Annotated in this window: 23 protein-coding genes and 1 rRNA gene; 16 read left to right on the top strand and 8 right to left on the bottom strand. The window is 65.3% G+C overall.

Annotated features, from left to right (window positions below; translation table 11 throughout):
* The 12 genes from rrf to AC4D1W_RS14905 form a co-directional block, all read left to right on the top strand.
* Positions 1 to 115, top strand: a 5S ribosomal RNA gene (rrf, locus tag AC4D1W_RS14960); the annotation flags it as partial.
* Positions 116 to 303: 188 nt separating this feature from the next.
* Complete coding sequence (locus AC4D1W_RS14955) at positions 304 to 2,517, top strand: hypothetical protein (RefSeq protein WP_490899242.1); 2,214 nt, start codon at positions 304 to 306, stop codon at positions 2,515 to 2,517.
* The gene (locus tag AC4D1W_RS14950) at positions 2,507 to 3,517 is read left to right on the top strand and encodes an HAD-IIA family hydrolase (protein ID WP_490899241.1); all 1,011 of its coding nucleotides are present in this window, start codon (positions 2,507 to 2,509) and stop codon (positions 3,515 to 3,517) included. Before AC4D1W_RS14955 ends, AC4D1W_RS14950 begins: the two co-directional genes overlap by 11 nt.
* A gap of 9 nt (positions 3,518 to 3,526) precedes the next feature.
* Positions 3,527 to 3,742 carry a hypothetical protein gene (locus AC4D1W_RS14945; RefSeq protein ID WP_490899240.1) on the top strand — a complete coding sequence of 72 codons (216 nt, stop codon included), beginning with the start codon at positions 3,527 to 3,529 and terminating at the stop codon, positions 3,740 to 3,742.
* A 2-nt stretch (positions 3,743 to 3,744) separates the two neighbouring features.
* Complete coding sequence (locus AC4D1W_RS14940; RefSeq protein WP_490899239.1) at positions 3,745 to 4,575, top strand: TlyA family RNA methyltransferase; 831 nt, start codon at positions 3,745 to 3,747, stop codon at positions 4,573 to 4,575.
* A 30-nt stretch (positions 4,576 to 4,605) separates the two neighbouring features.
* The gene (locus AC4D1W_RS14935; protein ID WP_490892474.1) at positions 4,606 to 5,532 is read left to right on the top strand and encodes an NAD kinase; all 927 of its coding nucleotides are present in this window, start codon (positions 4,606 to 4,608) and stop codon (positions 5,530 to 5,532) included.
* Positions 5,529 to 7,247 carry a DNA repair protein RecN gene (gene recN, locus AC4D1W_RS14930; protein ID WP_490892473.1) on the top strand — a complete coding sequence of 573 codons (1,719 nt, stop codon included), beginning with the start codon at positions 5,529 to 5,531 and terminating at the stop codon, positions 7,245 to 7,247. The genes AC4D1W_RS14935 and recN overlap by 4 nt, the downstream gene beginning before the upstream one ends.
* Complete coding sequence (pyrG, locus tag AC4D1W_RS14925; protein ID WP_490892472.1) at positions 7,244 to 8,947, top strand: CTP synthase; 1,704 nt, start codon at positions 7,244 to 7,246, stop codon at positions 8,945 to 8,947. Before recN ends, pyrG begins: the two co-directional genes overlap by 4 nt.
* A 2-nt stretch (positions 8,948 to 8,949) precedes the next feature.
* Positions 8,950 to 9,633: an NUDIX domain-containing protein gene (locus tag AC4D1W_RS14920; RefSeq protein ID WP_490899238.1), complete on the top strand. Its 684-nt coding sequence runs from the start codon at positions 8,950 to 8,952 to the stop codon at positions 9,631 to 9,633.
* Positions 9,634 to 9,636: 3 nt separating this feature from the next.
* Positions 9,637 to 10,620, top strand: a complete 984-nt coding sequence (gene xerD, locus AC4D1W_RS14915) for a site-specific tyrosine recombinase XerD (protein WP_490899237.1) — start codon at positions 9,637 to 9,639, stop codon at positions 10,618 to 10,620.
* Between the two features lie 76 nt (positions 10,621 to 10,696).
* Complete coding sequence (locus AC4D1W_RS14910; RefSeq protein WP_490899236.1) at positions 10,697 to 11,203, top strand: RNA polymerase sigma factor; 507 nt, start codon at positions 10,697 to 10,699, stop codon at positions 11,201 to 11,203.
* 1 nt (position 11,204) lies between these two features.
* On the top strand, positions 11,205 to 12,092 hold the full coding sequence (locus AC4D1W_RS14905) for a hypothetical protein (protein ID WP_490899235.1): 888 nt from the start codon (positions 11,205 to 11,207) through the stop codon (positions 12,090 to 12,092).
* A 68-nt stretch (positions 12,093 to 12,160) separates the two neighbouring features.
* Here AC4D1W_RS14905 and AC4D1W_RS14900 read toward each other — a convergent pair whose 3' ends face one another.
* Positions 12,161 to 13,042 carry a potassium channel family protein gene (locus tag AC4D1W_RS14900; protein WP_490899234.1) on the bottom strand — a complete coding sequence of 294 codons (882 nt, stop codon included), beginning with the start codon at positions 13,040 to 13,042 and terminating at the stop codon, positions 12,161 to 12,163.
* A gap of 68 nt (positions 13,043 to 13,110) precedes the next feature.
* Here AC4D1W_RS14900 and AC4D1W_RS14895 point away from each other — a divergent pair, with 68 nt between their 5' ends.
* Together AC4D1W_RS14895 and AC4D1W_RS14890 are read left to right on the top strand one after the other, a co-directional pair.
* Positions 13,111 to 13,857: an ion transporter gene (locus tag AC4D1W_RS14895; protein WP_490892466.1), complete on the top strand. Its 747-nt coding sequence runs from the start codon at positions 13,111 to 13,113 to the stop codon at positions 13,855 to 13,857.
* Between the two features lie 11 nt (positions 13,858 to 13,868).
* Positions 13,869 to 14,345 carry an 8-oxo-dGTP diphosphatase gene (locus AC4D1W_RS14890; protein WP_490892465.1) on the top strand — a complete coding sequence of 159 codons (477 nt, stop codon included), beginning with the start codon at positions 13,869 to 13,871 and terminating at the stop codon, positions 14,343 to 14,345.
* On the opposite strand, the gene AC4D1W_RS14885 is transcribed toward AC4D1W_RS14890, so the two are convergent.
* The 7 genes from AC4D1W_RS14885 to AC4D1W_RS14855 all read right to left on the bottom strand — a co-directional run bounded on the left by AC4D1W_RS14885 (position 14,342) and on the right by AC4D1W_RS14855 (position 22,004).
* Entirely contained in the window at positions 14,342 to 15,061 is a 720-nt protein-coding gene (locus tag AC4D1W_RS14885) for an alpha/beta fold hydrolase (RefSeq protein WP_490892464.1), read from the bottom strand. The two genes, AC4D1W_RS14890 and AC4D1W_RS14885, sit on opposite strands and share 4 nt — an antisense overlap.
* 74 nt (positions 15,062 to 15,135) lie before the next feature.
* Positions 15,136 to 16,275: a bifunctional 2-methylcitrate synthase/citrate synthase gene (locus AC4D1W_RS14880; protein WP_490899233.1), complete on the bottom strand. Its 1,140-nt coding sequence runs from the start codon at positions 16,273 to 16,275 to the stop codon at positions 15,136 to 15,138.
* Positions 16,276 to 16,323: 48 nt separating this feature from the next.
* Positions 16,324 to 17,229: a methylisocitrate lyase gene (gene prpB / locus AC4D1W_RS14875; RefSeq protein ID WP_490899232.1), complete on the bottom strand. Its 906-nt coding sequence runs from the start codon at positions 17,227 to 17,229 to the stop codon at positions 16,324 to 16,326.
* Positions 17,230 to 18,747: an MmgE/PrpD family protein gene (locus AC4D1W_RS14870; RefSeq protein ID WP_490899231.1), complete on the bottom strand. Its 1,518-nt coding sequence runs from the start codon at positions 18,745 to 18,747 to the stop codon at positions 17,230 to 17,232.
* Positions 18,740 to 19,417, bottom strand: a complete 678-nt coding sequence (locus AC4D1W_RS14865) for a GntR family transcriptional regulator (protein WP_490899230.1) — start codon at positions 19,415 to 19,417, stop codon at positions 18,740 to 18,742. The genes AC4D1W_RS14870 and AC4D1W_RS14865 overlap by 8 nt, the downstream gene beginning before the upstream one ends.
* A gap of 126 nt (positions 19,418 to 19,543) precedes the next feature.
* Positions 19,544 to 20,260, bottom strand: a complete 717-nt coding sequence (locus AC4D1W_RS14860) for a response regulator (protein ID WP_490892459.1) — start codon at positions 20,258 to 20,260, stop codon at positions 19,544 to 19,546.
* A complete protein-coding gene (locus AC4D1W_RS14855; RefSeq protein ID WP_490899229.1) occupies positions 20,253 to 22,004 on the bottom strand; it encodes a sensor histidine kinase in 1,752 nt (583 codons plus the stop codon). The genes AC4D1W_RS14860 and AC4D1W_RS14855 overlap by 8 nt, the downstream gene beginning before the upstream one ends.
* A 64-nt stretch (positions 22,005 to 22,068) precedes the next feature.
* Between AC4D1W_RS14855 and AC4D1W_RS14850 the strand changes: the two genes are divergently transcribed.
* Both AC4D1W_RS14850 and AC4D1W_RS14845 read left to right on the top strand, forming a co-directional pair.
* Entirely contained in the window at positions 22,069 to 23,496 is a 1,428-nt protein-coding gene (locus AC4D1W_RS14850; protein ID WP_490899228.1) for a cation:dicarboxylate symporter family transporter, read from the top strand.
* Positions 23,497 to 23,737: 241 nt separating this feature from the next.
* Positions 23,738 to 24,625, top strand: coding sequence for a ParA family protein (locus AC4D1W_RS14845; protein WP_490892456.1), 888 nt, complete (start codon positions 23,738 to 23,740; stop codon positions 24,623 to 24,625).
* Positions 24,626 to 24,634 lie beyond the last annotated feature (9 nt).

The following is a 24,634-nucleotide window of genomic DNA, read 5'->3' as shown; positions in this document are numbered from 1 at the left end:
CGGCGGTCATAGCGTGGGGGAAACGCCCGGTCCCATTCCGAACCCGGAAGCTAAGACCCACAGCGCCGATGGTACTGCACCCGAGAGAGTGTGGGAGAGTAGGACACCGCCGGACAACACTCAAGCACTGAGGCTCCGACAGTATCGTCGGAGCCTCAGGCATTTAACGGCACGGACGTGCGCCGCGCGCTTTCCTTACAATGGAAACGTCGCAGGCCGGAGTCCGGAACTTAGACACATATAAACAGCGAGAGCGTCCGGCAAAGCGTCAGGTCAGCTCATGACGAGAGGAATTTTGCTGCCATGGCTGACCGGGAACCATTCCGCGACCGCGGAGAAGACCGTCGCGACGACAACCGCAAGGGCGAACAGCGCCGGAGCGAGGAGCGACGAGAGGGTCCCCGACGAGGGGATTCGGGTGGCCGCAGTGCCGGCGGCAACACCAGTGGCGGCGCCGAGCGTGGTGCTGGCCGACGTACCCCTGGATCCGGTGACCGTCCCCGATACCAGGAACGCTCCGAGCGCGGTTCCGGCCGCCCATCCCGTGAGGGTGGTTTCTCCCGTGAGGGTGGACCCCGTCGCGAGGGCGGTGGCCAGGGCGGGTTTTCCCGTGAAGGTGGTCCCCGTCGTGAGGGTGGCGGTCAGGGTGGTTTCTCCCGTGAAGGTGGTCCCCGTCGTGAGGGTGGCGGCCAGGGCGGGTTTTCCCGTGAGGGCGGCCAGCGTCGTGAGGGTGGCGGCCAGGGCGGGTTTTCCCGTGAAGGTGGTCCCCGTCGTGAGGGTGGCGGTCAGGGTGGTTTCTCCCGTGAGGGCGGCCAGCGTCGTGAGGGTGGCGGTCAGGGTGGTTTCTCCCGTGAGGGCGGCCAGCGTCGTGAGGGTGGCGGTCAGGGTGGTTTCTCCCGTGAGGGCGGCCAGCGTCGTGAAGGTGGCGGTCAGGGTGGTTTCTCCCGTGAGGGCGGCCAGCGTCGTGAAGGTGGCGGTCAGGGCGGTTTCTCCCGTGAGGGCGGCCAGCGTCGTGAAGGTGGATTCTCCCGCGAGGGTGGACCCCGTCGTGAAGGTGGCGGCCAGGGCGGTTTCTCCCGTGAGGGCGGCCAGCGTCGTGAGGGTGGATTCTCCCGCGAAGGCGGCCAGCGTGGCCGCGACGATCGAGGTGAGCGCGCTCCGCGCAAGGACTTCGGGGGTGCCGGCAGGGGTAGTGAAGCAGGTAGCCGAGGCAATTGGCAGGACCGCGAGGGCCAGCGCGGTGAGCGTCGTCCCGGTCGGGATCAGGAACGCCGTGACTCCGGTGATGCAGGACGGCGTTGGGAGCGACCGGCCGGTGGGGACAACCGGTCCCGCGAGGCCGGCACCGAGCGCCGCTCATTCCGCGAGGGCAGCAGCGGTGGGTACTCAAGGGGTGCAGGCTCGCGCGACGCCGGGAGTTCCTCAACCCGGGATAGTTTCGCACGCAATGATGAGCGCCGGCCGGCTCGGAGCTTCGGCGACGACCGCCGTCCCGGCCGCACCTATGGTGATACACCTCGCGGAGGGGAACGGCGTGAGACGGACCGCGTTCGCGGTCCCGAGCGTTTCTCCGCGGAAACAGGTCCGGAGGACGCACCGTTTGCCCGCCCGCACAACGCCCGTGACCTTCGGAGCGCCAACCGGCCGGACCGTGAGCGTTCGCCGGAAATTGACGAAGATGTCACGGGAAGCGAACTGGACAAGATCACCCGCGCAGAGATCCGCAATCTCGAGGAACGAAGCGCTCTCTGGGTAGCCAAGCACCTCGTGATGGCAGGGCGCCTCATCGACGATGAGCCTGAGCTCGCTTTTCAGCACGCACTTGCCGCCAGCCGTCGTGGCGGACGCCTCGCAGTCGTCCGTGAAGCTGTTGGCCTGACTGCGTACGCTGCGGGCCACTATGGTGAGGCCCTGCGGGAATTCCGTACCTACCGCCGGATCAGCGGCTCCAATGTCCACCTGCCCGTCATGGCGGATTGTGAGCGGGGACTGGGCCGTCCTGACCGTGCCCTCGATCTTGCCAAATCGGAGGACGCATCCTCCCTCGACGCCGCAGGGAAGGTTGAGCTGGCGATCGTTGAATCGGGAGCGCGGACCGACCTTGGCCAAACGGACGCCGCCGTAGCGGCCCTGGAGATCCCGCAGCTGACCAAGAACCGTGCATTCAGCTACAGCCCGCGCCTGTTCCGTGCGTATGCGGACGCTCTTGCTGCGGTCGGCCGTGAGGAGGAAGCGGCCTCCTGGCGCCGCCAGGCGGAGGTCGCCGAGAACGCGCTCGGCGTCGGTGCATTTGCTGATCCCGACATCATCGACCTCGTCGACGACGACGAAGCTGCCGAGCTGGACCGCAACGCGGCGCGGGGAACTGTCGAAAGCGTCGGCACCTCTCCGGAGAAGGAAGACAGCGCTGAGTCAGTTGGAGAAGACTCACGGTCCTCAGAAACCGAGCCGGAGCCCGTACCCGAGACCAAAGACGTGGATGACGCCACAAGCGAGGAGCATCGTGATGGTGAGTGAGCCGGTTCTGGCGCGCCGCTACGGTGCTGTGCTCGCGGATCTGGACGGCGTGGTCTACGCCGGCCCGTCGGCCATCCCCGGTGCCACCGACGCGCTGGAGAAACTGGGGGACATTGGCGTAGCCCTCGCGTACATCACCAACAACGCGTCCCGGTCCTCCGCGGAAGTAGCGGCACACCTTCGCGAGTTGGGTGCCCCTGCCGCGGCGGAGCAGGTTTTCGGTTCCGCGCTTGCGGGTGCGGAACTCCTCGCCACAAAGGTGCCGCAGGGCGCAACGGTGCTCGTGACTGGCAGCGCAGTTCTTGCCCAGCATGTTGCAGACCAGGGACTCGTGCCGGTAACCACTGCCGACCCCCTTCCCAACGCAGTAATTCAGGGTTTCGAGCCCTCGCTCGGATGGAAAGACCTTGCCGAAGCTTCGTTCGCGGTTGCTGGAGGGGCCGTGTGGGTCGCTACGAACACAGACATGTCCATACCGCAGGCCCGTGGGATCGCGCCCGGGAACGGCTCCCTCGTGGCCGCGGTGAGCGCTGCCACCGGCAAGAGACCGCTGGTTGCAGGCAAGCCTGAAGCACAGCTGTTTACGACGGCGGCGAAACACCTTGGTGTGGAGGACGCGCTCGTGGTCGGCGACCGCCTGGACACCGACATCCTTGGCGGAAACCGGGCTGGAATGGCGACGGCGCTGGTGCTGACCGGCGTTGATACGGCAGCGAGTGCGCTGGCCGCCGTCACAGACGAACGCCCGACCTACCTGGTCGCTGACCTCGGTGAGCTGCACCGTCCCTATCCGGACACTACCGAGCAGGACGGTGTTTTCACCTGCGGTGAGTCCTACGCGAAGGTTGAGGACGGCGTCGTAATAATGGGCGGTGGGCGTGAGAATCTGGACGTCTGGCGCGCAGGCTGCGCAGCATGGTGGGCGGCCTGTCCGCAGCAGGACACCCCAACCTTGCCCCAGCTGAGATTCGCGGATGGGGAAGAGGACACACAACGGTGAGGAGCCGCCGTGGAACCCGCTGAACCATCTTCCTTCGAGCAGGCCTCGACGCCGGACAGCAGCCCGTCCCGTTTTCCAGAGGTATCACCCACGGGGGATGCTTCAGTTGATCAGGTGCTGAACAACCTCAACTCCATGACGGATTTGGACGAGGCGGCCCAACTCGCTGCGTACGAGCAGCTTCATGACGAGTTGCTCGCTGAGCTCAACACGGAGCACGGCTGACGGTGGCGCGGCTCGACCAGGTGCTGGTGTCCCGGGGGCTGGCGCGTTCCAGATCCCATGCAGCACAGCTGATCACAGCGGGGCGCGTGCTGCGCTCCGGGGTCGTACTGACCAAGGCCTCCTCGGCAATCGCCGACGGCGACGAACTGGTTGTCAGGGCAGGAGGTAGCCCGGACTACCTCAGCCGTGCCGGTCATAAGCTGGACGGCGCCCTTGAGGCTTTCTCCAGTGTTGACGTCCGTGACAAGCGGTGCCTCGACGCCGGAGCGTCCACCGGCGGCTTCACAGACGTGCTGCTGCGGAGGGGAGCGAACGAAGTTGTGGCCGTGGACGTGGGGCACGGGCAGCTTGTCGACCAGCTGCGCAATGATCCGCGGGTACGCGTGCATGAAGGGCTCAACGTCCGGTTCCTGGACCCGGAGCAGATCGGCGGGCAGGTTGACCTGACCGTTGCCGATCTCTCATTTATTTCGCTGACCCTCGTGATGGAACCGCTCGCGCACGCGTCTCGGAGCGGCGGGGACCTCGTCCTGATGGTCAAGCCGCAGTTCGAGGTGGGCAAGAGCGCACTCAGCCGCTCCGGAGTGGTGACGGACGAGAAGCAGCGGCGCGGCGCCGTCGTCGGCGTAGTGCGCTCCGCGCTGGAAGTGGGCCTTGAAGTTGAAGGCGTCGCGCGTAGCCCGCTCCCGGGCCAGAACGGAAATGTCGAGTTCTTCCTGTGGATGAAGGTGCCGGCGAACACGTTGGTGCCTAGGATCGATAAGGACGCAGATCGGCTGGCCCGCGAGATAGTGGACGGCAGCGCGGCGTTTCGCACGAGCGGCAATGCGTGAGGCCGTTCCTACCTGATACAACGGAGCGTGATGACTAGACGCATACTGGTACTCGCCCACACCGGACGCCATGATGCCATGGCGGCTGCCCAGGAGGCCTGCACGCGACTGCATGCGTCCGGGTTGAGCCCGGTCATGCGCGGCGAGGAACTACGGGACATGCAGGCTGAATACGGCACTCTGGCTGCGCCCACGGAAACGCTCGGAACGGACGTAACGCTCAGTGAAATCGAACTGGGCATGGTGCTCGGCGGCGACGGGACCATCCTCCGAGCCGCTGAGCTGGTCCGTGGTACGGATGTTCCCCTGCTCGGCGTGAACCTTGGGCATGTCGGCTTCCTCGCCGAGAGCGAGCGCGCCGACCTCGCTGAAGCGGTCCGCTGGGTCGTGGACAAGGATTACACCGTCGAGGAACGGATGGCCATCGATGTGCAGGTCTGGCGCGGTGACCAGCTGGCTGCCCAGACCTGGGCGCTCAACGAGGCGGCGATCGAGAAAGCCAACCGCGAACGCATGATCGAGGTGGTCCTCGAAGTCGACGGCCGGCCGGTCAGCTCATTCGGCTGCGACGGCGTCGTGCTGGCCACGCCCACGGGTTCCACCGCATACGCGTTCTCGTCCGGCGGGCCGGTGGTATGGCCGGAGGTCGAGGCGCTCCTGGTCGCTCCGATCAGCGCGCACGCACTCTTCGCCAAGCCGCTCGTCGTTGCACCCACATCGCTGCTGGCAGTGGAAATCCTCACCCGGACAGACGCTTCAGGGGTCCTCTGGTGCGACGGACGACGCACGGTGGACCTGCCACCCGGAGCGCGCGTCGAAGCAACCCGGTCCGACATCCCGGTCCGTCTGGCGCGGACGCACCAGACCCCCTTCTCGGAGCGGCTCGTCCGCAAATTCGAGTTGCCCACCCAAGGCTGGCGCGGTCCGGTCAGCCACGACGGCGAGCCTGCCCGATGATCGAGGAAATCCGCATCCGCGACCTCGGTGTCATCGCCGACGCGACGCTCTCCCTCGGGCCCGGATTCAGCGTTGTAACCGGCGAGACCGGCGCGGGCAAAACCATGGTCCTGTCCGCGCTGGGGTTGCTGATGGGTGCCCGTTCGGATGCCGGCGCGGTGCGCCTCGGCGCCAGGAACGCCTCCGCGGAAGCCCTGCTGCGGGTGGACCCCGAAGGCGCTGCCGCCCAGCGCGCGGTGGAAGCCGGCGGTGAGCTGGAAGACGACGACGGCGGCGCAGGACTGATCCTTGCCCGCACAGTCAACAGCGACGGCCGGAGCCGCGCATACGTCGGCGGAAGGTCAGCTCCCGCCGGCGTCCTCGCTGAGGTGGGGGAGAAGCTGGTGGTGGTTCACGGCCAGTCGGATCAGCTGCGGCTGCGAGGCGCGGCAGCACAGCGCGAGGCGTTGGACAAGTTCGGCGGTGCCGAACTGGCGGACGCCCTGGCTTCCTACCAGGCGGCCTACCGTCGCTGGCGGGAGGTCACCGCTGACCTGGAGGGGCTGCGGAGCGCGGAACGCGACCGGCTGCGGGAAGCGGAGTCGCTGCAGGCAGCGCTCGAGGAGATCGATGCAATCGACCCCCAAGCGGGGGAGGACGAGACCCTGAAAGCCGAAGCGATGAAGCTCGGCAACGTTGAGGAGCTTCGCACTGCTGCGGCGGCGGCACATCAGGCGCTGGTCTCCGGTGAGTTCCCGGAAACGGGCGACGCCACCACTCTGGTGGATGCGGCGAAGCGGCAGCTGGAAGCGGTCGGCGCTCATGACGCTGAACTGGGATCTCTGGCTGAGCGGCTCGCGGAAGTCGGGTACATCCTGGCGGATATTTCAACAGAGCTGGCCGGTTACGCATCATCCCTGGACTCGGAGGGACCGGGACGGCTGGCAGAGGTCGAGGCCCGCCGGGCAGACCTCAATGTCCTCATCCGCAAGTACGCGCCGTCCGTCAATGAGGTGATCGAGTGGGCATCCGTTGGACGGGAGCGCCTCGATGAGATCAGCGGCGACTCGGACCGGATCGAAGGGCTCCAGCAGGAAGCCGCCACGCTGGAAAACCGGCTGGTTGAGGAAGCACGGGTTCTGAGCCGATTGCGTCGAGCTGCTGCCGATGACCTTGCCGTGCGTGTCAGCGATGAGCTCACTGCCCTCGCGATGCCAGACGCGAAGCTCATCATCGATGTAACGTCCGGCGGCACGCCGGGAGCATCAGGAGCGGACGAGGTCTCCTTCTCCCTGCAGCCGCACGCCGGTTCAGCGCCGCGCCCGTTGGGCAAGGGCGCCTCGGGCGGTGAACTGTCGAGAGTGATGCTGGCAATAGAGGTGGTTCTCGCCGCCGTCGACCCCGTCCCCACCTTTGTCTTCGACGAAGTGGACGCGGGGGTAGGCGGGAAGGCCGCCGTCGAAATCGGGCGCCGCCTGGCCATGCTCGCCCAGCACGTCCAGGTTGTGGTGGTCACGCACCTGCCGCAGGTGGCAGCATTTGCATCGCACCATATCCGGGTGACCAAGACCCGGGCAGCCGACGGCGGCTTCACCGCCAGCGACGTCGAGGTCCTCCCGGAGTCGGAACGGGTACGCGAGCTGGCTCGCATGCTGGCCGGCCAGGAGGAGTCGGCCAGTGCTCAGGCACACGCCGAGGAACTGCTGCTTGATGCAGCGCGGACAGCCGCCAGGTGATAGGCTCGAACTCCGTGGTGCAGCAAACAATCTCCCGGTTCCAAAAGTCCGCCAAGACTACCAAGCACATCTTCGTCACCGGTGGTGTGGCGTCTTCTCTCGGTAAGGGTCTGACAGCTTCCAGCCTCGGCCACCTGCTGCGGGCGCGAGGTTTGTCCGTAACCATGCAGAAGCTGGATCCGTATCTGAACGTTGATCCCGGCACCATGAACCCCTTCCAGCACGGCGAGGTCTTCGTGACCGACGACGGCGCTGAGACCGACCTCGATATCGGCCACTATGAGCGTTTCCTCGATGAGAGCCTCGATGGGTCAGCCAACGTCACCACCGGTCAGGTGTACTCCACTGTCATCGCCAAGGAACGCCGCGGCGAGTACCTGGGCGACACCGTGCAGGTCATCCCGCACATCACGGACGAGATCAAGCGCCGCATGCGCCTGCCCGCCGAACCGACAGGGGGCCGCAAGGCGCCTGACGTCATCATCACCGAGATCGGCGGCACCGTCGGCGACATCGAATCCCAGCCGTTCCTCGAGTCCGCACGGCAGGTGCGGCAGGACATCGGCCGCAACAACGTCTTCTTCCTGCACGTGTCCCTGGTGCCCTACATCGGACCCTCGCAGGAACTGAAGACCAAACCCACGCAGCACTCAGTGGCGATGCTGCGCTCAATCGGTATCCAGCCGGACGCCATCGTCATCCGTTCCGACCGCGAGGTCCCGGACGCCATGCGCGAGAAAATCGGCCGCATGTGCGACGTCGATATCGACGCGGTGGTCAACGCAGCGGACGCCCCGAGCATCTACGACATCCCCAAGACGCTCCACGCGCAGGGACTCGACGCCTACATCGTTCAGGCCCTCGACCTGAAGTTCAAGGACGTCAACTGGACCAAGTGGAACAAGCTCCTGGACGCTGTACACCACCCGAAGCACCACGTGGAAATCGCGCTGGTCGGCAAGTACATCGACCTGCCGGACGCGTACCTGTCCGTGACGGAAGCGCTGCGTGCCGGCGGGTTCGCGAACAAGGCCAAGGTACAGATCCGCTGGGTGCCCTCGGATGAGTGCGCCACGCCGGAAGGCGCGGCGAAGGCACTTGACGGCGCTGACGCTATCTGTGTGCCAGGCGGCTTCGGCATCCGCGGGTTGGAGGGCAAGCTCGGAGCCCTGCGCCACGCGCGTGAGAACGGGGTGCCGACGCTCGGCCTGTGCCTCGGCCTGCAGTGCATGGTGATCGAATTCGCCCGCAATGTTGTGGGCCTGAAGGGTGCTTCGTCCACTGAGTTCGATCCCGAGACCGAGTTCCCGGTCATCGCCACCATGGCCGAACAGCTCGAAATCGTCGCCGGTGAGGGCGATATGGGCGGCACCATGCGCCTGGGCCTGTGGGATGCGACGCTGAAGGACGGGTCCGTCATCGCCAAGACGTACGGCCGCACCGCTGTGAGTGAGCGCCACCGCCACCGCTACGAAGTCAATAACGAGTACCGGGAGAAGCTTGAGGCTGCCGGTCTGGTCGTATCGGGCACCACCACGGACGGCAAGCTGGTTGAGTTCGTGGAACTGCCCGCGCAGACACACCCATACTATGTCTCCACCCAGGCCCACCCCGAGCTGAGTTCGCGTCCCACCCGGCCGCATCCCCTGTTCGCCGGACTGGTCAAGGCCGCGCTTTTGCGTCGGGGCGTCAAGGCCTAGCTATGGGTGCAGAATCCCGGGACGCGGTGATATCCGACCGGCAAAGCCCCCGCCGCTTGCTTGGGGCCACCACGGTTTTCCAGGGGAAGATCTGGGACGTCGTGAGCGAAACTTTCCGTCTGGACGAGGACGGCGAGCCGATCACGCGCGAGTACATCCGGCACCCCGGAGCAGTCGCTATCCTCGCCATGGATGACCGGGAACGTGTCCTGCTGCTTCGCCAGTACCGGCACCCGGTCCGGATGGACCTGTGGGAGATTCCCGCCGGCCTCTTGGACGTCCACGGCGAGGACTTCGCCGTTGCCGCGGCCCGCGAACTGGCCGAGGAAGCGGACGTGACGGCAAGTTCCTGGCATGTTCTCTCCGACCTGTTCCTTTCGCCCGGCTCCTCGAGCGAAGCCCTGCGCATCTACCTCGCACAGGGCATCGCCGAAGTGCCGCACGATGAGCGTCATACCCGCACCCACGAGGAAGCCGAGATCGAGCTCGCCTGGGTGCCTCTGCCTGACGCCGTGCAGGCAGTGCTCGAAGGGCGGATCCACAGCCCCTCCGCCGCAGCAGCAATCCTCGCGGCGGCGGCAACCAAACTGTCCGGCTACCGCTCACTCCGTCCAGCGGACGCTCCATGGCCGGAACATCACAGCCAGCACGGAACGTGGCCCCTGGGCCCTGTACTGCAGGGCTGAATCATGGCCGAGGGCGGGCAGGCTACCGTGCAGGACGAACTCCGGGCCACCGGCCCCGGCCGGTTGATCAGCGAGTACCTTCAGCACATGCTTGTGGAGCGCGGACTCTCTGCGAACACCCTCGCGGCCTATCGACGGGATCTGCTGCGGTACCACCGCTTCCTCGCGGCGCATGGCATCGACTCGATGAACGCCGTGACCCGGCAAATGGTCTCGGCCTTCGCGCAGGGACTGGCCACCGGCGAGGACGGGCAGGCGCCGCTGAGCCCCCGCTCGGCGGCCCGCACCGTGGTCGCCGTCCGCGGCCTCCACCGCTTCCTCGCACTCGAAGGAACGACGACGGCGGATCCCGCCGAAGATGTGCACCCGCCTACCGCGGGCCAGCGCCTGCCCAAAGCGATCTCTGTTGACGATGTCACGCGGATCCTCGAGGCCGTTGACACGTCCACACCGGGAGGTCTGCGCGACCGTGCGCTGCTTGAGTTCCTGTACTCGACCGGGGCACGAATCAGCGAAGCCGTGGGGCTCGATGTCGATGACGTGTCGGTCGACGCAGCGCTCGACGGTCCCGCCGTTGTCCGGCTCTTCGGCAAAGGATCCAAGGAACGCCTCGTTCCGCTCGGATCCTATGCGGCGCGCGCCATCGAGTCGTATCTGGTGCGCGCCCGGCCCGCGCTGGCCGCCAATGCATCCGAAAAGCGCAGCGCTCCTGCACTGTTCCTCAATCTGCGCGGCGGGCGGCTGAGCAGGCAGAGTGCGTGGAGCATCCTGAAAGCCGCCGCCGAGCGCGCCAAGGTTGCGGGGGAAGTGTCACCGCACACCCTGCGGCACTCCTTCGCCACGCACCTGCTCCAGGGCGGGGCGGATGTGCGGGTAGTTCAGGAGCTTCTGGGGCACGCCTCGGTGACCACAACCCAGGTGTACACGCTCGTCACGGCTGACACGCTGCGCGAAATCTATGCCGCAGCGCATCCCCGCGCCCTTTAATTGGGGTACCTGTAACCCCGCCGGGCGTGCCGGAAACTAAAGGGGTATGGACAGGACACATACACCAGGGGGGACAGTGTTGCGGCGATACGATGACGTGTTCGCGGCTCTGCACAGGGAACATCGCGACCGCGTGTTCTCCTTCATCCACCGCCGAGTCAGCAGCCGCGAAGCATCCGAAGAACTCACCAACGATGTGTTCCGGATTGCGTGGCAGAAGAACCCCGACGCCGCCGATGTCACGCCGGCATGGCTGCTCACAGTAGCCCGCAACGTCATCGGCAACGAATACCGGCGCAGGGAACGCGCGGAACATCTCATGCAGCGCGTAAGGGACTCGGTCGTCATAGCGGCCCGCGCGGGCCAGGGCGCCCAACAGCAAGCGGTGGCCGACTCATTGCTGCGGCTTCGGGAGAAGGAACGCGAGATCCTTCTGCTGGCCTACTGGGACGATCTCTCCACCGTGGAAATCAGCGAGGTGCTCGGATGCAGCCCCTCCGCCGCCAAAGTACGCCTGCACCGGGCTCGCGCCGCGTTTGCACAGATGATGCCTGCCGCTCTGATGGCAGAGGAAGGAGCCTGAAATGGACCGCATCGAGAACCTGATCCGGGGCTTGGACCCCGTGCGCGCCGAACGGGAATCCTCCGATTCACCAACCGAGATTATTGCTTTCCCGGCCAATGGAGGCCACCAGGAGCCTGACACTGCCATGAACAATGAAACAACCAACAACGGGTCCGTCGCGGGTCACGGCCGCGAGAACAATGAGAATGACGCCTTCAGCGATGATCGCCCGGTTGTGATTCCCCTGCAGCGCCGGCGCAGGATGGCGGCTGTCGTGGCAGGGGCCGCTGCAGCGGCAGCCGTGGCTGGCGCCGTCGTGCTCGGTGGGTCGCTCGGAACAGAGGCACCGCTGCCGGCCGCTACTTCGAGTGCCACCCCGACGCTCGAACCGTCCCCGACGCTGGAACCCACCCAGGAAGCGACCGTGGACCCATCTCCAGTGCCGGAGCCCACGCCGAAGCCGACGCTGGAACCGACCGTAGAGCCAAGCGTCGAACCCGGGGGAGTCCCCACCGGGCCACCAGCGGATGAGGGCTGCCGGGTGGAGGACGTCGACCGGGTCATGGAACAGGGCAGTGACTTCATGAGCCTGACGCCTTTCGCGAGCAATCCGGACGATTATGAGGTGGTTGGCTGCACCGAAGAATGGATGGCCATGGAGGTGACTGACGCCGCCTTTGAAGCCAACCCGCAGGACGGCGGAAACACCTGGTTCTATATCGCCCGCCGGGTCGATGGGCAGTGGCTGTTTGAATCCGCCGGCTACAACCTGATTGTGAAGTGGGACTTCCTCCCCGTCGTGGAGGGCCGCACAGCACAGGAAATGATGGACCAGCAGTTCATCGACACCGGAATTCCGGTGGAATTGCGGCCGGAACTGGTCGGTGAGGGTCCTGCCGGGACCTGATCGGCGGGCCCACAACACCAGCCCCGTCCCCTCTACCTTCTCGGTACAGGGAACGGGGCTGCGTGTTCTCAGGAACCCTCACGGTAGGGGTACCGGTGATCACTGGCGTAGGAACGGAAGACATCCTGTGTCATTTCGCCGTCATGCCGGAACTCGTCCTTCAGGAATGCCGCAAATGAATCGAGCGCGTCGTGCAGGAGAGCTCCGGCTGTCTGTAGCGTCGGTTTGGGGGAGCGGCTCGCTTGATTCGCGAGGTCGACGGCGTAGGACAGTGAAGCAGGCAGCGAGAGTTCCTCGTTCGCCTCCCAGAAGTAGTAGGACTCCGAGGTCTGAGTGAGGTCGACTCTGATCTGCACGAGATCAACGACAAGTGATTCCAGGGTGTTGGTGACAGCGGACGGGTCAAGTTCCTCCATCCTGGTGATGTAGTCGGCGTTCTGCAGCAGAGACAAGCGGATCGCCAACCCACGACGCCGGCCGAGCGCGGGGTAGATCTGCATGAACCACGACACTGCTGCCGTCAGCAGGGCGAAGCCGGTCAGCGCTTCGAACGGAATCAGGAACCGGACCAGCGGATCCGTTGCGACGACGTCACCGAACCCGAGTGTCGTCAGCGTGACGGCGGAGACATAGAAGGCTTCGGCTGCATTGCTGTACCGCGCAGGGTCAAGGCCCGGTGCGTAGCTGAAGTCCTGCGAGATATGCGGGTAGAAGAGCAGCGCCCACCCGATCGCCTGAAGGGAGGCCCAGAAGACGATGACCGACACCATTGCAAGCGGCCCTGCCACCGACGCTGCCTTCTCACCCAACCCACGTACTACTCGCCAGACCGCCACGACGCACAGACGGCTGAACCGTCCGCGCCCGCTGGGATGAAGCAGAGTGTGGAACACCTCGATGAGTCCGAGCATGATCACAAGGGCGCCAAGGATGGACAGCAGCCACAGCACAACAATCTCCCGCCGGTTGGATGTCGGGTTCGAGCAGTCTAACCAGTTCGTCGCGAGGGCGTGGAAAGATGGGGGAGGTGAACGCCGCCGACGCACGCCCCAACGCTTCCCCACCCGCTGAACCAGAGGACGGGCTGAGCGCTGCAGAACTACTTGCCCGTCGCCTGGACCGTCCCATGGGCGTGCTCGGGCTTGTTTTCCTGTTCGTCGTCCTGGGCCAGCTTCTGGCGACCGACCCGGGGCTGGTCTTGGGACTGACCATTACCGGATGGGTGTTCTGGGTGGTTTTCGTCGCCGAATTCCTGCTGCGGGCCTACATCGCACGGTTCAGCGCGGCCTTCTGGAAGAAGAGCTGGTGGCAGGTCATCTTCCTGCTCGTGCCGTTCCTGCGCTTCCTCCGCGCGCTCCAGGCTGTCCGGCTCCTGAGACTGACCCGGGTGGCTCGCGTTGGCGGCATCCTCTCGGCCGGAATCCGTGGCTCCCGTTCCGCCGGTCGGCTGCTGTCCAGCAGGATCGGCTGGATGGCGGCCGTGACCGCCGTCGTTATCCTCGCAACAAGCCAGCTGCTCTACGCAACGGGAGAGCATACCGAGTACGGCGACGCGCTCTACGAGACGGCGATGGCCACCATCACCGGCACCGGCATTACGCCGCAGACCGCGTTCGCGCGCGTGGTGCAGGTGATTCTCGCGGTCTATTCAATCGCTGTCTTCGCTACGCTGGCGGGCTCCCTCGGTGCGTTCTTCCTTAGGGAGGACGACCGGCTGCGGGCAAAGCCGGATGCCGGAACACCGTCGGCGCCACGCCGTGACTAGACTTGGGTCGCATGACCCCACGGCGAGTCGCGCTCTGCTTCCTGTTCCGGCAAACCGCTGCCGGCCGCGAAGTGCTGCTCGGAATGAAGCGCTCCGGTTTCGGAATAGGACGGATCGTCGCGCTGGGCGGAGGCATCGAACCTGGGGAATCCGCCGGCGAAGCCGCGGCACGGGAAGTCCAGGAGGAATCCGGGATGGTGGTCGACGTCGCGGATCTCGTGGAGCTCGGTCCGGTGCGGTGGCGCTTCCCCATCAAGCCTGTGCTGGACATGGACGCCGTCGTCTTTACGACGGAGCGATTCTCGGGTGAGCCGGGCCTAACGGATGAGATCGATCCCTGCTGGTACCCGGTGGAGCAGGTGCCCTGGGAAGGTATGTGGGATGATGCGAAGCACTGGCTCGGCCACGTTCTCCGCAGTCAGCCCCTGAACGTGACCGTCACCCTCAATGCCGACAACCAGACGGTGCGGACGGCGGATTTTGGCTAGACCGCAGAAGGTCGTTCCGGACCGCTGACCGCTGCCAAAATGATTTCACCGAGCTCCTGAGGACGCGTGAATTGCGGCCAGTGCCCGGTTGGCAGATCGACATACTCAACGTCCTTCATCCGGCCGAGCTCCGCGACGTAGGGGTGCCCCTGGGCCACCCACTCCTGCAGTTGGGCCGATGGAAATTCACATGCGATCACGGTGGCCGGCACGTTGTAGCGCTGCTCGTTTCCGAGCTTCTGCGGATCACAGGCGACACCTCTCGGCTGCGGGATTGCCCGCCGCCTAAAGTCGGCCCGCAACCCGTCGTCCAGGTCGACGAGATCGTCAGCATCGAAGAGTTCCCACGGCGGCAGCGGAATCTCGTCACCGTCCGCAGGCAGTTCGTCATTGATGACTCCGCCCTCGCCGAGCGGACCGCTGTCCACGTAGATGGCCCGCGCAACGCGATCCGGCCGAGCATCCGCCACACCATGGATGATCGCTCCGCCGCCTGAGTGCCCAACGAGCACAACCGGGTGAGTCACCTCATCCACCGCCGAGACGACGGCGTCGATATGGGTTTGCAGGCCGATGCCCGCCCGCGGTGCATCCGCAGCTTCCAGGCCGGGAAGCGTCAGCGGATGAACGCGGTGTCCCGCAGCAGTGAGCGGCGGGGTGACCTCGGACCATGATGAAGCGTCCAACCAGAAGCCGGGAACCAGGATGATGTCCATGACCGGAACCCTACCGGTCCAACCGCTTCGAGTGAACGGGCGGAACATGGGTTCAGGACAGATCCGGTCCGCGGTCAGGAGACGTGGCGTTCCTCCGGGCCGTTGTAGGCGGCCAGCGGCCGGATGAGCGAATTGTCTGCCCGCTGCTCCATCACATGCGCTGTCCAGCCGGTGATCCGGGCGGCGATGAAGAGCGGGGTGAACATTTCCGTGTCGAATCCCATGAGGTGGTAGGTGGGGCCGGCAGGGTAATCGAGGTTCGGCTTGATCCTCTTCGCGTCCTGCATGGCTGTCTCGAGGCCCTCGTACAGGCCGAGGATTTCGGGCCGCCCGTAGTGCTTGACCATGGCGTCGAGTGCCGCCTTCATGGTGGGGACCCGGGAGTCGCCGTTCTTGTAGACACGGTGCCCGAATCCCATGATCTTTTTCTTCTGCGACAGGGCTTCGTCCATCCATGCCTTGGCCCGGGCAGTCGCCTCCTCGACGGACTCGTCCTGCTTGATGCCGATCTCCTCGAAGGTGTGCATGACAGCCTCGTTTGCTCCGCCGTGCAGTGGTCCCTTCAATGCGCCGATGGCCCCCGTGATCGCCGAGTGCAGGTCTGCCAGCGTGGAGGTGATGACCCGCGCGGTGAAGGTCGATGCGTTGAAGGAGTGCTCCGCATACAGGATCATCGAGGTGTTGAACGCCTCCACCACCTCCGGCGCCGCCTCTTCACCGAATGTCATCCACAGGAAGTTGGCGGAGTAGCCCAGGTCCTCGCGCGGCTCTACCGGGTCAAGTCCGCGGCGGCGCCGCTGGTCATATGCGACGACGGCGGGAAATGCCGCCAGCAGCTCGGTCGCCTTTTCCAGTTCAGCTTCGGGGGAGTTATCCTCAGCTTTCGGGTGACTGGCTCCGATCACGGACACCGCCGTACGACCGACATCCATGGGGTGGCAGCTGAGCGGAAGCAAATCGATGGCGGCCTTCACGTCCTTGGCGAGTGCGCGCGACGAGCGTCCCTGTAGGCGGAACTGGTGACCCTCCGACTCCGAGGGGAGTTCTCCGTGCCACAGAAGCCACGCGACGTCCTCAAAGCTCACTGAGGCCGCCAACTCCTGCACGGGGTAGCCCCGGTAGAGCAGGGAGTTGCTTTGGGGATTGACCTTCGAGATTGCGGTGGTGTCCGCAGTGACTCCGGCGAGGCCCTTGTAGATCTGGGGTTCGGTCATGCCTTGACTCCTATGTCGGTGGTGAATCCGGCCGGTGCCGGGATCGGCTCAGTGCCCGCCGGGCACCTGAAAGTTGAATACTGAGGTGTCGAATCGGTTGTACGCCTCGTAATCGACCAGCTCGTAGAGTCGGGCTCGGGTCTGCATGGAGCCGACGGCGGCCTGTTGGGTGCTGTCTGCCTTGATCGTTTCCAGCGTACGCTCCGCCGCGCCCATCGCACTACGCAGCAGCGTGACGGGGTAAATCACCATGTTCACTCCCACCGATTCCAGATCGGCGGCGGTGAAAAGCTCGCTTCTTCCGAACTCCGTCATGTTGGCGAGGATGGGTACATCGACGGCGCCACGGATGGCTTCGAACTCGGACAGGTCGCGCATCGCTTCCGGGAAAATGGCATCCGCACCGGCGTCGACCAGAGCTTTCGCCCGGTCCTGGGCAGCTTCCAGGCTGTCCGTGCCGCGGATATCGGTGCGCGCCATGATCAGGAAGTTCGGGTCACGGCGTGCATCGGCAGCCGCATGAATGCGTTTGATGGCGGTGTCCGTGTCCACCACGTTCTTGCCGTCAAGGTGGCCGCACCGTTTTGGATTGAACTGGTCCTCGATGTGGCAGCCGGCCAGGCCCGCGTTTTCAAGCTCCTGGACTGTCCGGGCAACGTTCATGGGTTCACCGAAGCCCGTGTCCGCATCGACCAGTGCCGGGAGGTCGGTCATGCGGGCTATCTGCGCGGCCCGTGTGGCTACCTCCGTCAGAGTCGTGAGCCCGATGTCGGGCAGGCCGAGGTCATTGGCGAGCACCGCGCCGGAGATGTAGACGCCGTCGAACCCCTTGTCCTCGATCAGCCGGGCGGAGAGCGGATTGAACGCTCCGGGGAACTGCTGGATCCGGCCGGAGGCAAGGCCGGCGTGCAGCATCTCGCGCTTCTTCTCAGGCGTCACGGAGGAATACAGCATTTAGAACAGTCCTTTCGGTGCTTTCGCGGCAAGGATATCGATGGCGGCAGCCAGGTTCAGCTGGTCAAGCTCCCCGGGCGCGAGCTGGGGGAGGCGCTGCACCGTGTCAAGGAACCTGTCCACCTCCGCATCCTCCACAACACCTGCAGCAAGAGTCCGCAGTTTATCGATGTACTGCTCGCGTGCGAAGGGATGTGCTCCCAGGGGGTGTGCGTCGGCGACCGCGATCTCGTCGGTGATGACAGTGCCGTCCGTCATGGTGATTTCAACCAGGCCTCCGAACGCCTTCTCGCGGATGTCCAGCGAGTGGTAGCGGCGTGTCCACTCAGCGTCCTCCACGGTGGTGACCTTTTCCCAGAGCTGCACTGTGTCAGGGCGTGCGGCTCGTTCCGGGGTGTAGGAGTCGACGTGGTGCCAGCGCCCATCCTGCAGCGCAACCGTGAAGATGTACGGAATGGAGTGGTCGAGCGTCTCGCGGGACGCCGTCGGATCGTACTTCTGTGGGTCATTTGCGCCGGAGCCGATCACGTAGTGCGTGTGGTGGGACGTGTGGATGCGGATGGACTCGACCTTCGTCGGGTCGGTAACTTCCGGATGTGCGCCGTGCAACCGGCGCGCCAGGTCAATCCAGGCCTGGGCCTGGTACTCCGCCGAGTGCTCCTTCGTGTAGGTGTCAAGGATTGCGCGTTTTGCTTCGCCGGCGGCCGGCAGCGGAACCTCGTATCGGGCGTCCGGGCCGTCCAAAAGCCAGGCGATGACGCCGTCTTCGCCCTCGTAGATGGGCGTGGGGGAGGTCTGTCCGCGCATGGCCCGGTCCACGGCTTCGACGGCCATCTTCCCGGCGAAGGCCGGCGCATGTGCCTTCCACGTCGAGATCTCGCCCTTGCGCGACTGGCGGGTGGCCGTGGTCGTATGCAGGGCCTGGCCGACCGCCTGAAAGATAGTTTCAACGTCGAGGCCGAGCAGCGTACCGATGCCGGCGGCGGCGGAGGGGCCGAGGTGCGCGACATGGTCGATCTTGTGCTTGTGCAGGCAGATCGCCTTGACGAGGTCCACCTGGATCTCGTAGCCGGTGGTGATGCCGCGCAGGAGGTCGGCGCCGGATGCCCCGGTGTGCTGGGCGACGGCGAGGACCGGGGGGATGTTGTCTCCGGGGTGGGAGTAGTCGGCAGCGAGGAACGTGTCGTGGTAGTCCAGTTCGCGGACCGCGACGCCGTTGGCCCAGGCCGCCCATTCGGGTGATGACTTCTGGCCGATCCCGAACACCGTCGCGCCCTGTCCGTTGACCGAGACGGGGTGGCTCAGCGCCTGTGCCCGTGCGGCGACGATCGGTGCACGGGAAAACGAGGCCACTGCCACCGAGGCGTTGTCGATGATGCGGTTGATCACCATATCGGTGACGTCGTCGTCGACTCCGACCGGATCGGCGGCAACCTCGGCGATTTTCCAGGCCAACTGACCGGTTCGGGGCAGGTTTTCCTCGCTGCGGTGCACGCGGACGGGATGGAGCTCAACCATGGGGTTTTTCCTCTCGGGTGGTTTTCGCATTGATGTCTGCTCGGGCAGCCAGCAGGTACTCCAGGCTGTTGTGAAGGTGGACTTTGGTGGAGGCAGCGGCCAGATCGGGGTTGGCCTGCGCAATCGACCGGGCAATCTGTGCATGCTCTGAGGCTGAGGCAGTGAGGCGCGCGACGTCGTCCCGGGCGAGGCGGCGCACCCGGCTCAGGTGAGTGCGCAGCTGCCTCTGGGCCTGGAGGAGATAGGGGTTGGCAGCAGCGGCGTCAATGGCCGCGTCGAGTTCGCCGACCAGCTCGTAGTACCCATGCCGCCCGGCGTCGGAAGCCTGAATGAGCGGGAATGCGGATTCGAAGCGCAGGGTCAGGTCCTGGAAGGTTCGCCGGTCCGCGCGTGCAGCGGCGAGTGCGGCTGCTGTGCAGTCCAGCGAAATCCGGACGTCGAAGAGGCCGGTGATTTTCTCCAGTGACACCTCGGTCACGACGACGCCGCGACCGGGGTGGGCTGCCGTCAAGCCTTCCGCGGTAAGCCGGGAGAGCGCCTCGCGCAGCGGTGTCCTGGAGACGCCCAACCGTGCGGACTGCTCGACTTCCCCGAGCAGGGTGCCGGGCCCAAGCCGCCATTCGATGATGTCGGCGCGCAGGGCCTGGTACGCGCGGTCACTGGCCCGCATTTGCCTGCTCCATCGCTCCTCGCACTGCTCCAATGTATACAGAAAGCGTGTGGGCGGCAAAGAGGGCGGCGCCTTGGCACCAAAGAGAGGCCCTATGTATACAAGCTGAGGGGTGGGGCGGGCGGTTCAGCGGCTCCAGGTGTATTCGAGTTCGGGGCGCCCGCGCGTTCCGTAGCGGGGCATCCGGCGGGCAGAGCCGCTGTCGGCGAGGTGCTCGAGGTAGCGCCTCGCGGTAACCCTGGACAGCTCCAGTGAGCCCGCGACTTCCACGGCGGAGACCGGCGCGGGCGCGGAGGACAGGAATGAGACGACGGCGCGGAGCGTCTCCTCGGATAACCCCTTCGGCAGGCTTCCCTGCGACGGCGGGCGCAGGGCGGCGAGCGCGTTGTCTACTTCCGACTGTGTGGTGGAGGACGCCTGCGCGTGCAGGTTCTCGCGGAACTGGCGGTAGTTGCCCAGTTTCTCGCTGAACGCCGAATAGGTGAACGGCTTGATGAGGTACTGCACGATTCCGGATGAGATGGCCGAGCGAACCACGCCCAGCTCACGCACCGCCGTGATGGCGATGACGTCCACGCTGCTGCCGGAGCCGCGGATCCTGCGGATGATGTCGAGACCATGCAGGTCGGGAAGGTTCATGTCGAGCAACACCAGGTCGACGACGCCGCCGGCCTCCTCCGACTGTCGCCGCAGTGCGGCGAGCGCCTCCGAGCCGGTGCCTGCAATACCGGCCAGTTCGAAACCGTCCAGGCGATTCACGTAAAGCGCGTGCGCTTCGGAGGCGATAGGGTCATCCTCCACCACCAGCACGCGGATGGGCCGGGCTGATGATCCATTAGCCACGAGTCGGCTCCCCAGGCGCTGGAAGGGGCGCCGAAGTTGCGTCTTTGAGCAGGTGGGCACCTGCCGGAAGCCGCACCGTAAAGCGGGCGCCGCCGTCGTTGGCGACCGCGATGGTGCCGCCGAGTCTGTGCACCGCTTGACGGACCAGGGCCAGGCCCAGGCCCCGTGTTCCGGCCGCTCCCTTTGAACTGAATCCGAGCGTGAAGACGTTGTCGAGTTGCGCTTCATCCAGTCCGGTTCCGCTGTCGCGGACCTCGATGACTACGGTGTGGTCGTCTTCGGCTGCTGTGTGGATCGAAAGGGAGACAGACCGCTCCGCGGAGGAGGCAGCGGCGTCGAACGCGTTATCCAGCAGGTTTCCGATGATGGTCACCAGATCGCGCGGATCCATGCCGCGGGTCTCGAGTATGCCGGCGACATCGATGGCAAGGTGCAGTCCGCGCTCATTGGCCTGCGCCGCCTTGCCGACAAGCAGTGCGGTGATGAACGGTTCGTCGATCGCTGCCACTACCTCGTCGGTGAGCTGCTGCGACTGCTGGAGATCCCGTGTCGCAAACTCGAGGGCGTCCGCGCGTCGGTCGAGCTCGATCAGGGAGACGATCGTGTGCAGCCGGTTGGCGTGTTCGTGTGTTTGCGCCCGGAGCGCCTCCGTCAGCGTGCGCATGGTCTGGACTTCATCCGAGAGGGCCTCAAGTTCAGTGTGGTCGCGGATGGTTGTCACAGTTCCCAGAGGCTTTGTTCCCGACGCCGGTATGGCCGCTTCCTGATTCACCACCAGCACGCGATCAGCCGTGACGTGGATTTCGTCAACTACCCGGCGGCCGCTGACCAGCAGTTCACGGATGGAGGGGGAAAGCCCGACGCCGGACGCCGGCTTCGCCTCACCGGGCACCGACGGTGGAAGGTTGAGCAGCGTCGCCGCCTGGTCGTTGTAGAGCACCAGATCACCGCGGAGATCGGTCAGTACCAGACCGTCGCGCACGGAGTGCAGCACTGAGTCGTAGAACACGAACATGCGCGAGAGCTGCTCGGTGCCAAGGCCCAGTGTTGCCCTCCGCAGGTGACGGCTGAGCACCAGGGAGACAATCGTTCCTGCGGTGAGGGCACCGGCGGCAATGAGCCAGACCAGTGGGAGCTGCGCGTTGCGCGCAATGGAGACAGAGTCCACGGTGACGCCTGCGGAGACGAGGGCAATAACCTCCTCGTCCTCCGAGATTACAGGGACAATCGCCCGGACCGAGGGCCCGAGGGTGCCGGTGAAGACCTCGACGTGCGACTCGCCCGCTAACGCCTGGTCGACGGAACCCATGTACTCCCCGCCGATAGCGTCGACGTTCCGGTGGGTGTAGCGGGTGCGGTCGGTGTCCATGATGGTCACGAAGTCCACGCCGAGATCATCCATCACGTCCGTCGCATAGGGCTGCAACAGCTCGGTGGGGTCCGGTGACTGTACGGCCTCCAGAACATAGGGATCATCCGCGAACGTGGTGGCCACGGCGAGCATGCGCTGCGAGGCCGCGTCGAAGGTGTTGTCCTCGGCGTCGAGGTAGAGCACCCACGAGATAGTCGAGGTCAGCGCGAGGACGAAGACGAGTTGGCCGACGAAAAACTGGCGGGCAAGGCTCCAGTTCTTCACTCGTCTCACGCTCCCTTTGTCTACGACGACGTCCCGTGCTTCGGGCAGGTGCTCGCGTTCCGTACGCGCACCGGCGAACAGTATGAACGCAACGGTGACCCAAATCACTGTAACGTCCACGATGGTCTGGAACCGGCCAATGGGCCGCCTACCAGCATAAGGAGTAAACAGCATGGCGAAGATGCCTGCACAGTCTGCCGCTTCGGTCGACAAGCCCCGCAAGAGAGTGGACAAGACCCACACCCTCTACATCGCGGTTATCGCTGCCGTTATTGTCGGCGCCATCCTCGGCCTCGTTGCACCCGAGGTCGCCAAATCACTCAAGCCCATCGGCACGGCGTTCATTGGCCTGATCAAGATGATGATCGCTCCGATCATCTTCTGCACCATCGTCCTCGGCATCGGCTCCATCGCGAAGGCCGCAACCGTCGGCAAGGTGGGCGGGCTGGCGCTCGGGTACTTCATGCTGATGTCCACTTTTGCGCTCGCCATCGGCCTGGTCGTGGGCAACATTGTCCAACCCGGTGAGGGACTGGACATCTCCGGCAGCACCTACGAGACCGAGACCAAGGAGGGTGAAGGCACGGTTGACTTCCTCCTCGGCATCATCCCGACCACACTGCTGTCCTCGCTGACAGGCAAGAGCATCCTGCAGACCCTGTTCATTGCCCTGCTGGTTGGCTTTGCGCTCCAGAAGATGGGTACTGCAGGCAAGCCGATCCTCCGCGGCATCGGCCACATCCAGGCGCTCGTCTTCCGCATTCTCATCATGATTATGTGGCTCGCCCCGATCGGTGCGTTCGGTGCCATTGCCGCCGTCGTCGGCGAAACCGGCGTCCAGGCGATCGTGAGCATGTTCACCCTGATGGCCGCCTTCTACATCACCTGCGCCCTCTTCATCGTGGTGATCCTCGGCGGACTTCTCAAGATCGTCACGGGCATCAACATCTTCAAGCTGATGAAGTACCTGGGCCGCGAATACCTGCTCATCTTCTCAACCTCGTCGTCCGAAGCTGCACTGCCCCGCCTGATCGCCAAGATGGAGCACCTCGGTGTTTCCAAGCCGGTCGTCGGCGTCACGGTTCCCACCGGTTACTCCTTCAACCTCGATGGCACCGCGATCTACCTGACCATGGCGTCGCTGTTCGTGGCCTCCGCCCTCGGTACCCCGCTGGCACTCGGCGAGCAGATCTCGCTGCTGGTCTTCATGATCATCGCTTCCAAGGGTGCTGCCGGAGTCACCGGCGCAGGCCTGGCAACCCTGGCCGGCGGTCTGCAGTCGCACCGCCCCGACCTCGTGGACGGCGTCGGCCTCATCGTCGGCATCGACCGCTTCATGTCCGAGGCACGTGCCCTGACCAACTTCACCGGCAACGCCGTCGCCACCGTTCTGATCGGCACCTGGACCAAGGAGATCGAGCGTGGCCAGGTGGACGAGGTGCTCGCCGGCCGCCTGCCCTTCGATGAGGCGACCATGAGCGCCGGCCACTTCGAGGACGCCGCAGCCGACACTCCCGAGGACGGCGCAGAGACCAAGACCGACATTGCTGAGGCCCACCTGGCCGGACGCGAAGCGGACAAGGTCGGCGCAACCCGATAACGCACAACCCTCTGGAACTCCCCGCGAAGCATCAACGGCACGCTTCGCGGGGAGTTTCCGCTGTATACGGCAGTCAGTAGCGGCATGGACCCCCCGAAACATTGAACCTCAGGTTGAGACTAAAGGCTCGCGGTTTGATCGCCGGGTATTTCCAGTGTTCCGCCGTAGACCCGCTGTAACGTGGTGAAGCAAGCAAGCAAGCGAGCAAGAAACAGCTATAGACGGAAGCGTGGATAGATACGTGAGTAGCGAACAGGGTTCCACAACTCTGAAGGACGCAACCGCCTCGGAGATCGGCCCCACCGGACGTCCGGTCACGGAATTCCCCGAGCCCCCGGTTCTGGCCTCCCACGGACCGGCCCGAGTCATCGCCATGGTGAACCAGAAGGGCGGCGTCGGCAAGACCACCTCCACCATCAACCTGGGGGCTGCGCTCGCCGAAGCGGGACGACGCGTCCTCCTCGTCGATTTCGATCCGCAGGGTGCGCTGTCTGCAGGCCTGGGAACGAATCCGCACGAGCTCGACGTCACCGTCTACAACGTCCTGATGGACCGCAAGGTGAACATCGAGGACGCCATCCAGCATACCGGCGTGGAGAACATCGACCTCCTGCCCGCCAATATCGACCTCTCCGCCGCTGAAGTGCAGCTGGTGAACGAGGTTGCCCGCGAACAGGTGCTGGACCGCGCGCTGCGCAAGGTCGAGGACAACTATGACGTTATCCTCATCGACTGCCAGCCCTCGCTCGGCCTGCTGACCGTCAACGCGCTGACCGCAGCCCACGGCGTCATCATCCCGCTGATCTGCGAGTTCTTCGCCCTCCGCGCCGTCGCGCTGCTGGTCGAAACCATCGAGAAGGTCCAGGACCGCCTCAACCCCCGTCTGCAGGTGGATGGCGTCCTGGCGACCATGTATGACGCGCGGACCCTCCACAGCCGCGAGGTCATCGCCCGCCTCGTCGAAGCCTTCGGTGACAAGGTCTTCGAGACCGTCATCAAGCGCACCATCAAGTTCGCGGACGCCACGGTCGCCGCGGAGCCGATCACCACGTATGCCGGCAATCACTCAGGCGCGGACGCCTACCGCAGCCTCGCCCGGGAACTGATTTCCCGCGGCGGTGCACCGTAGCCGCCTCTC

Source organism: Arthrobacter sp. TJ-170 (assembly GCF_058269305.1).
This window is presented reverse-complemented; position numbering and strand designations above follow the sequence as displayed.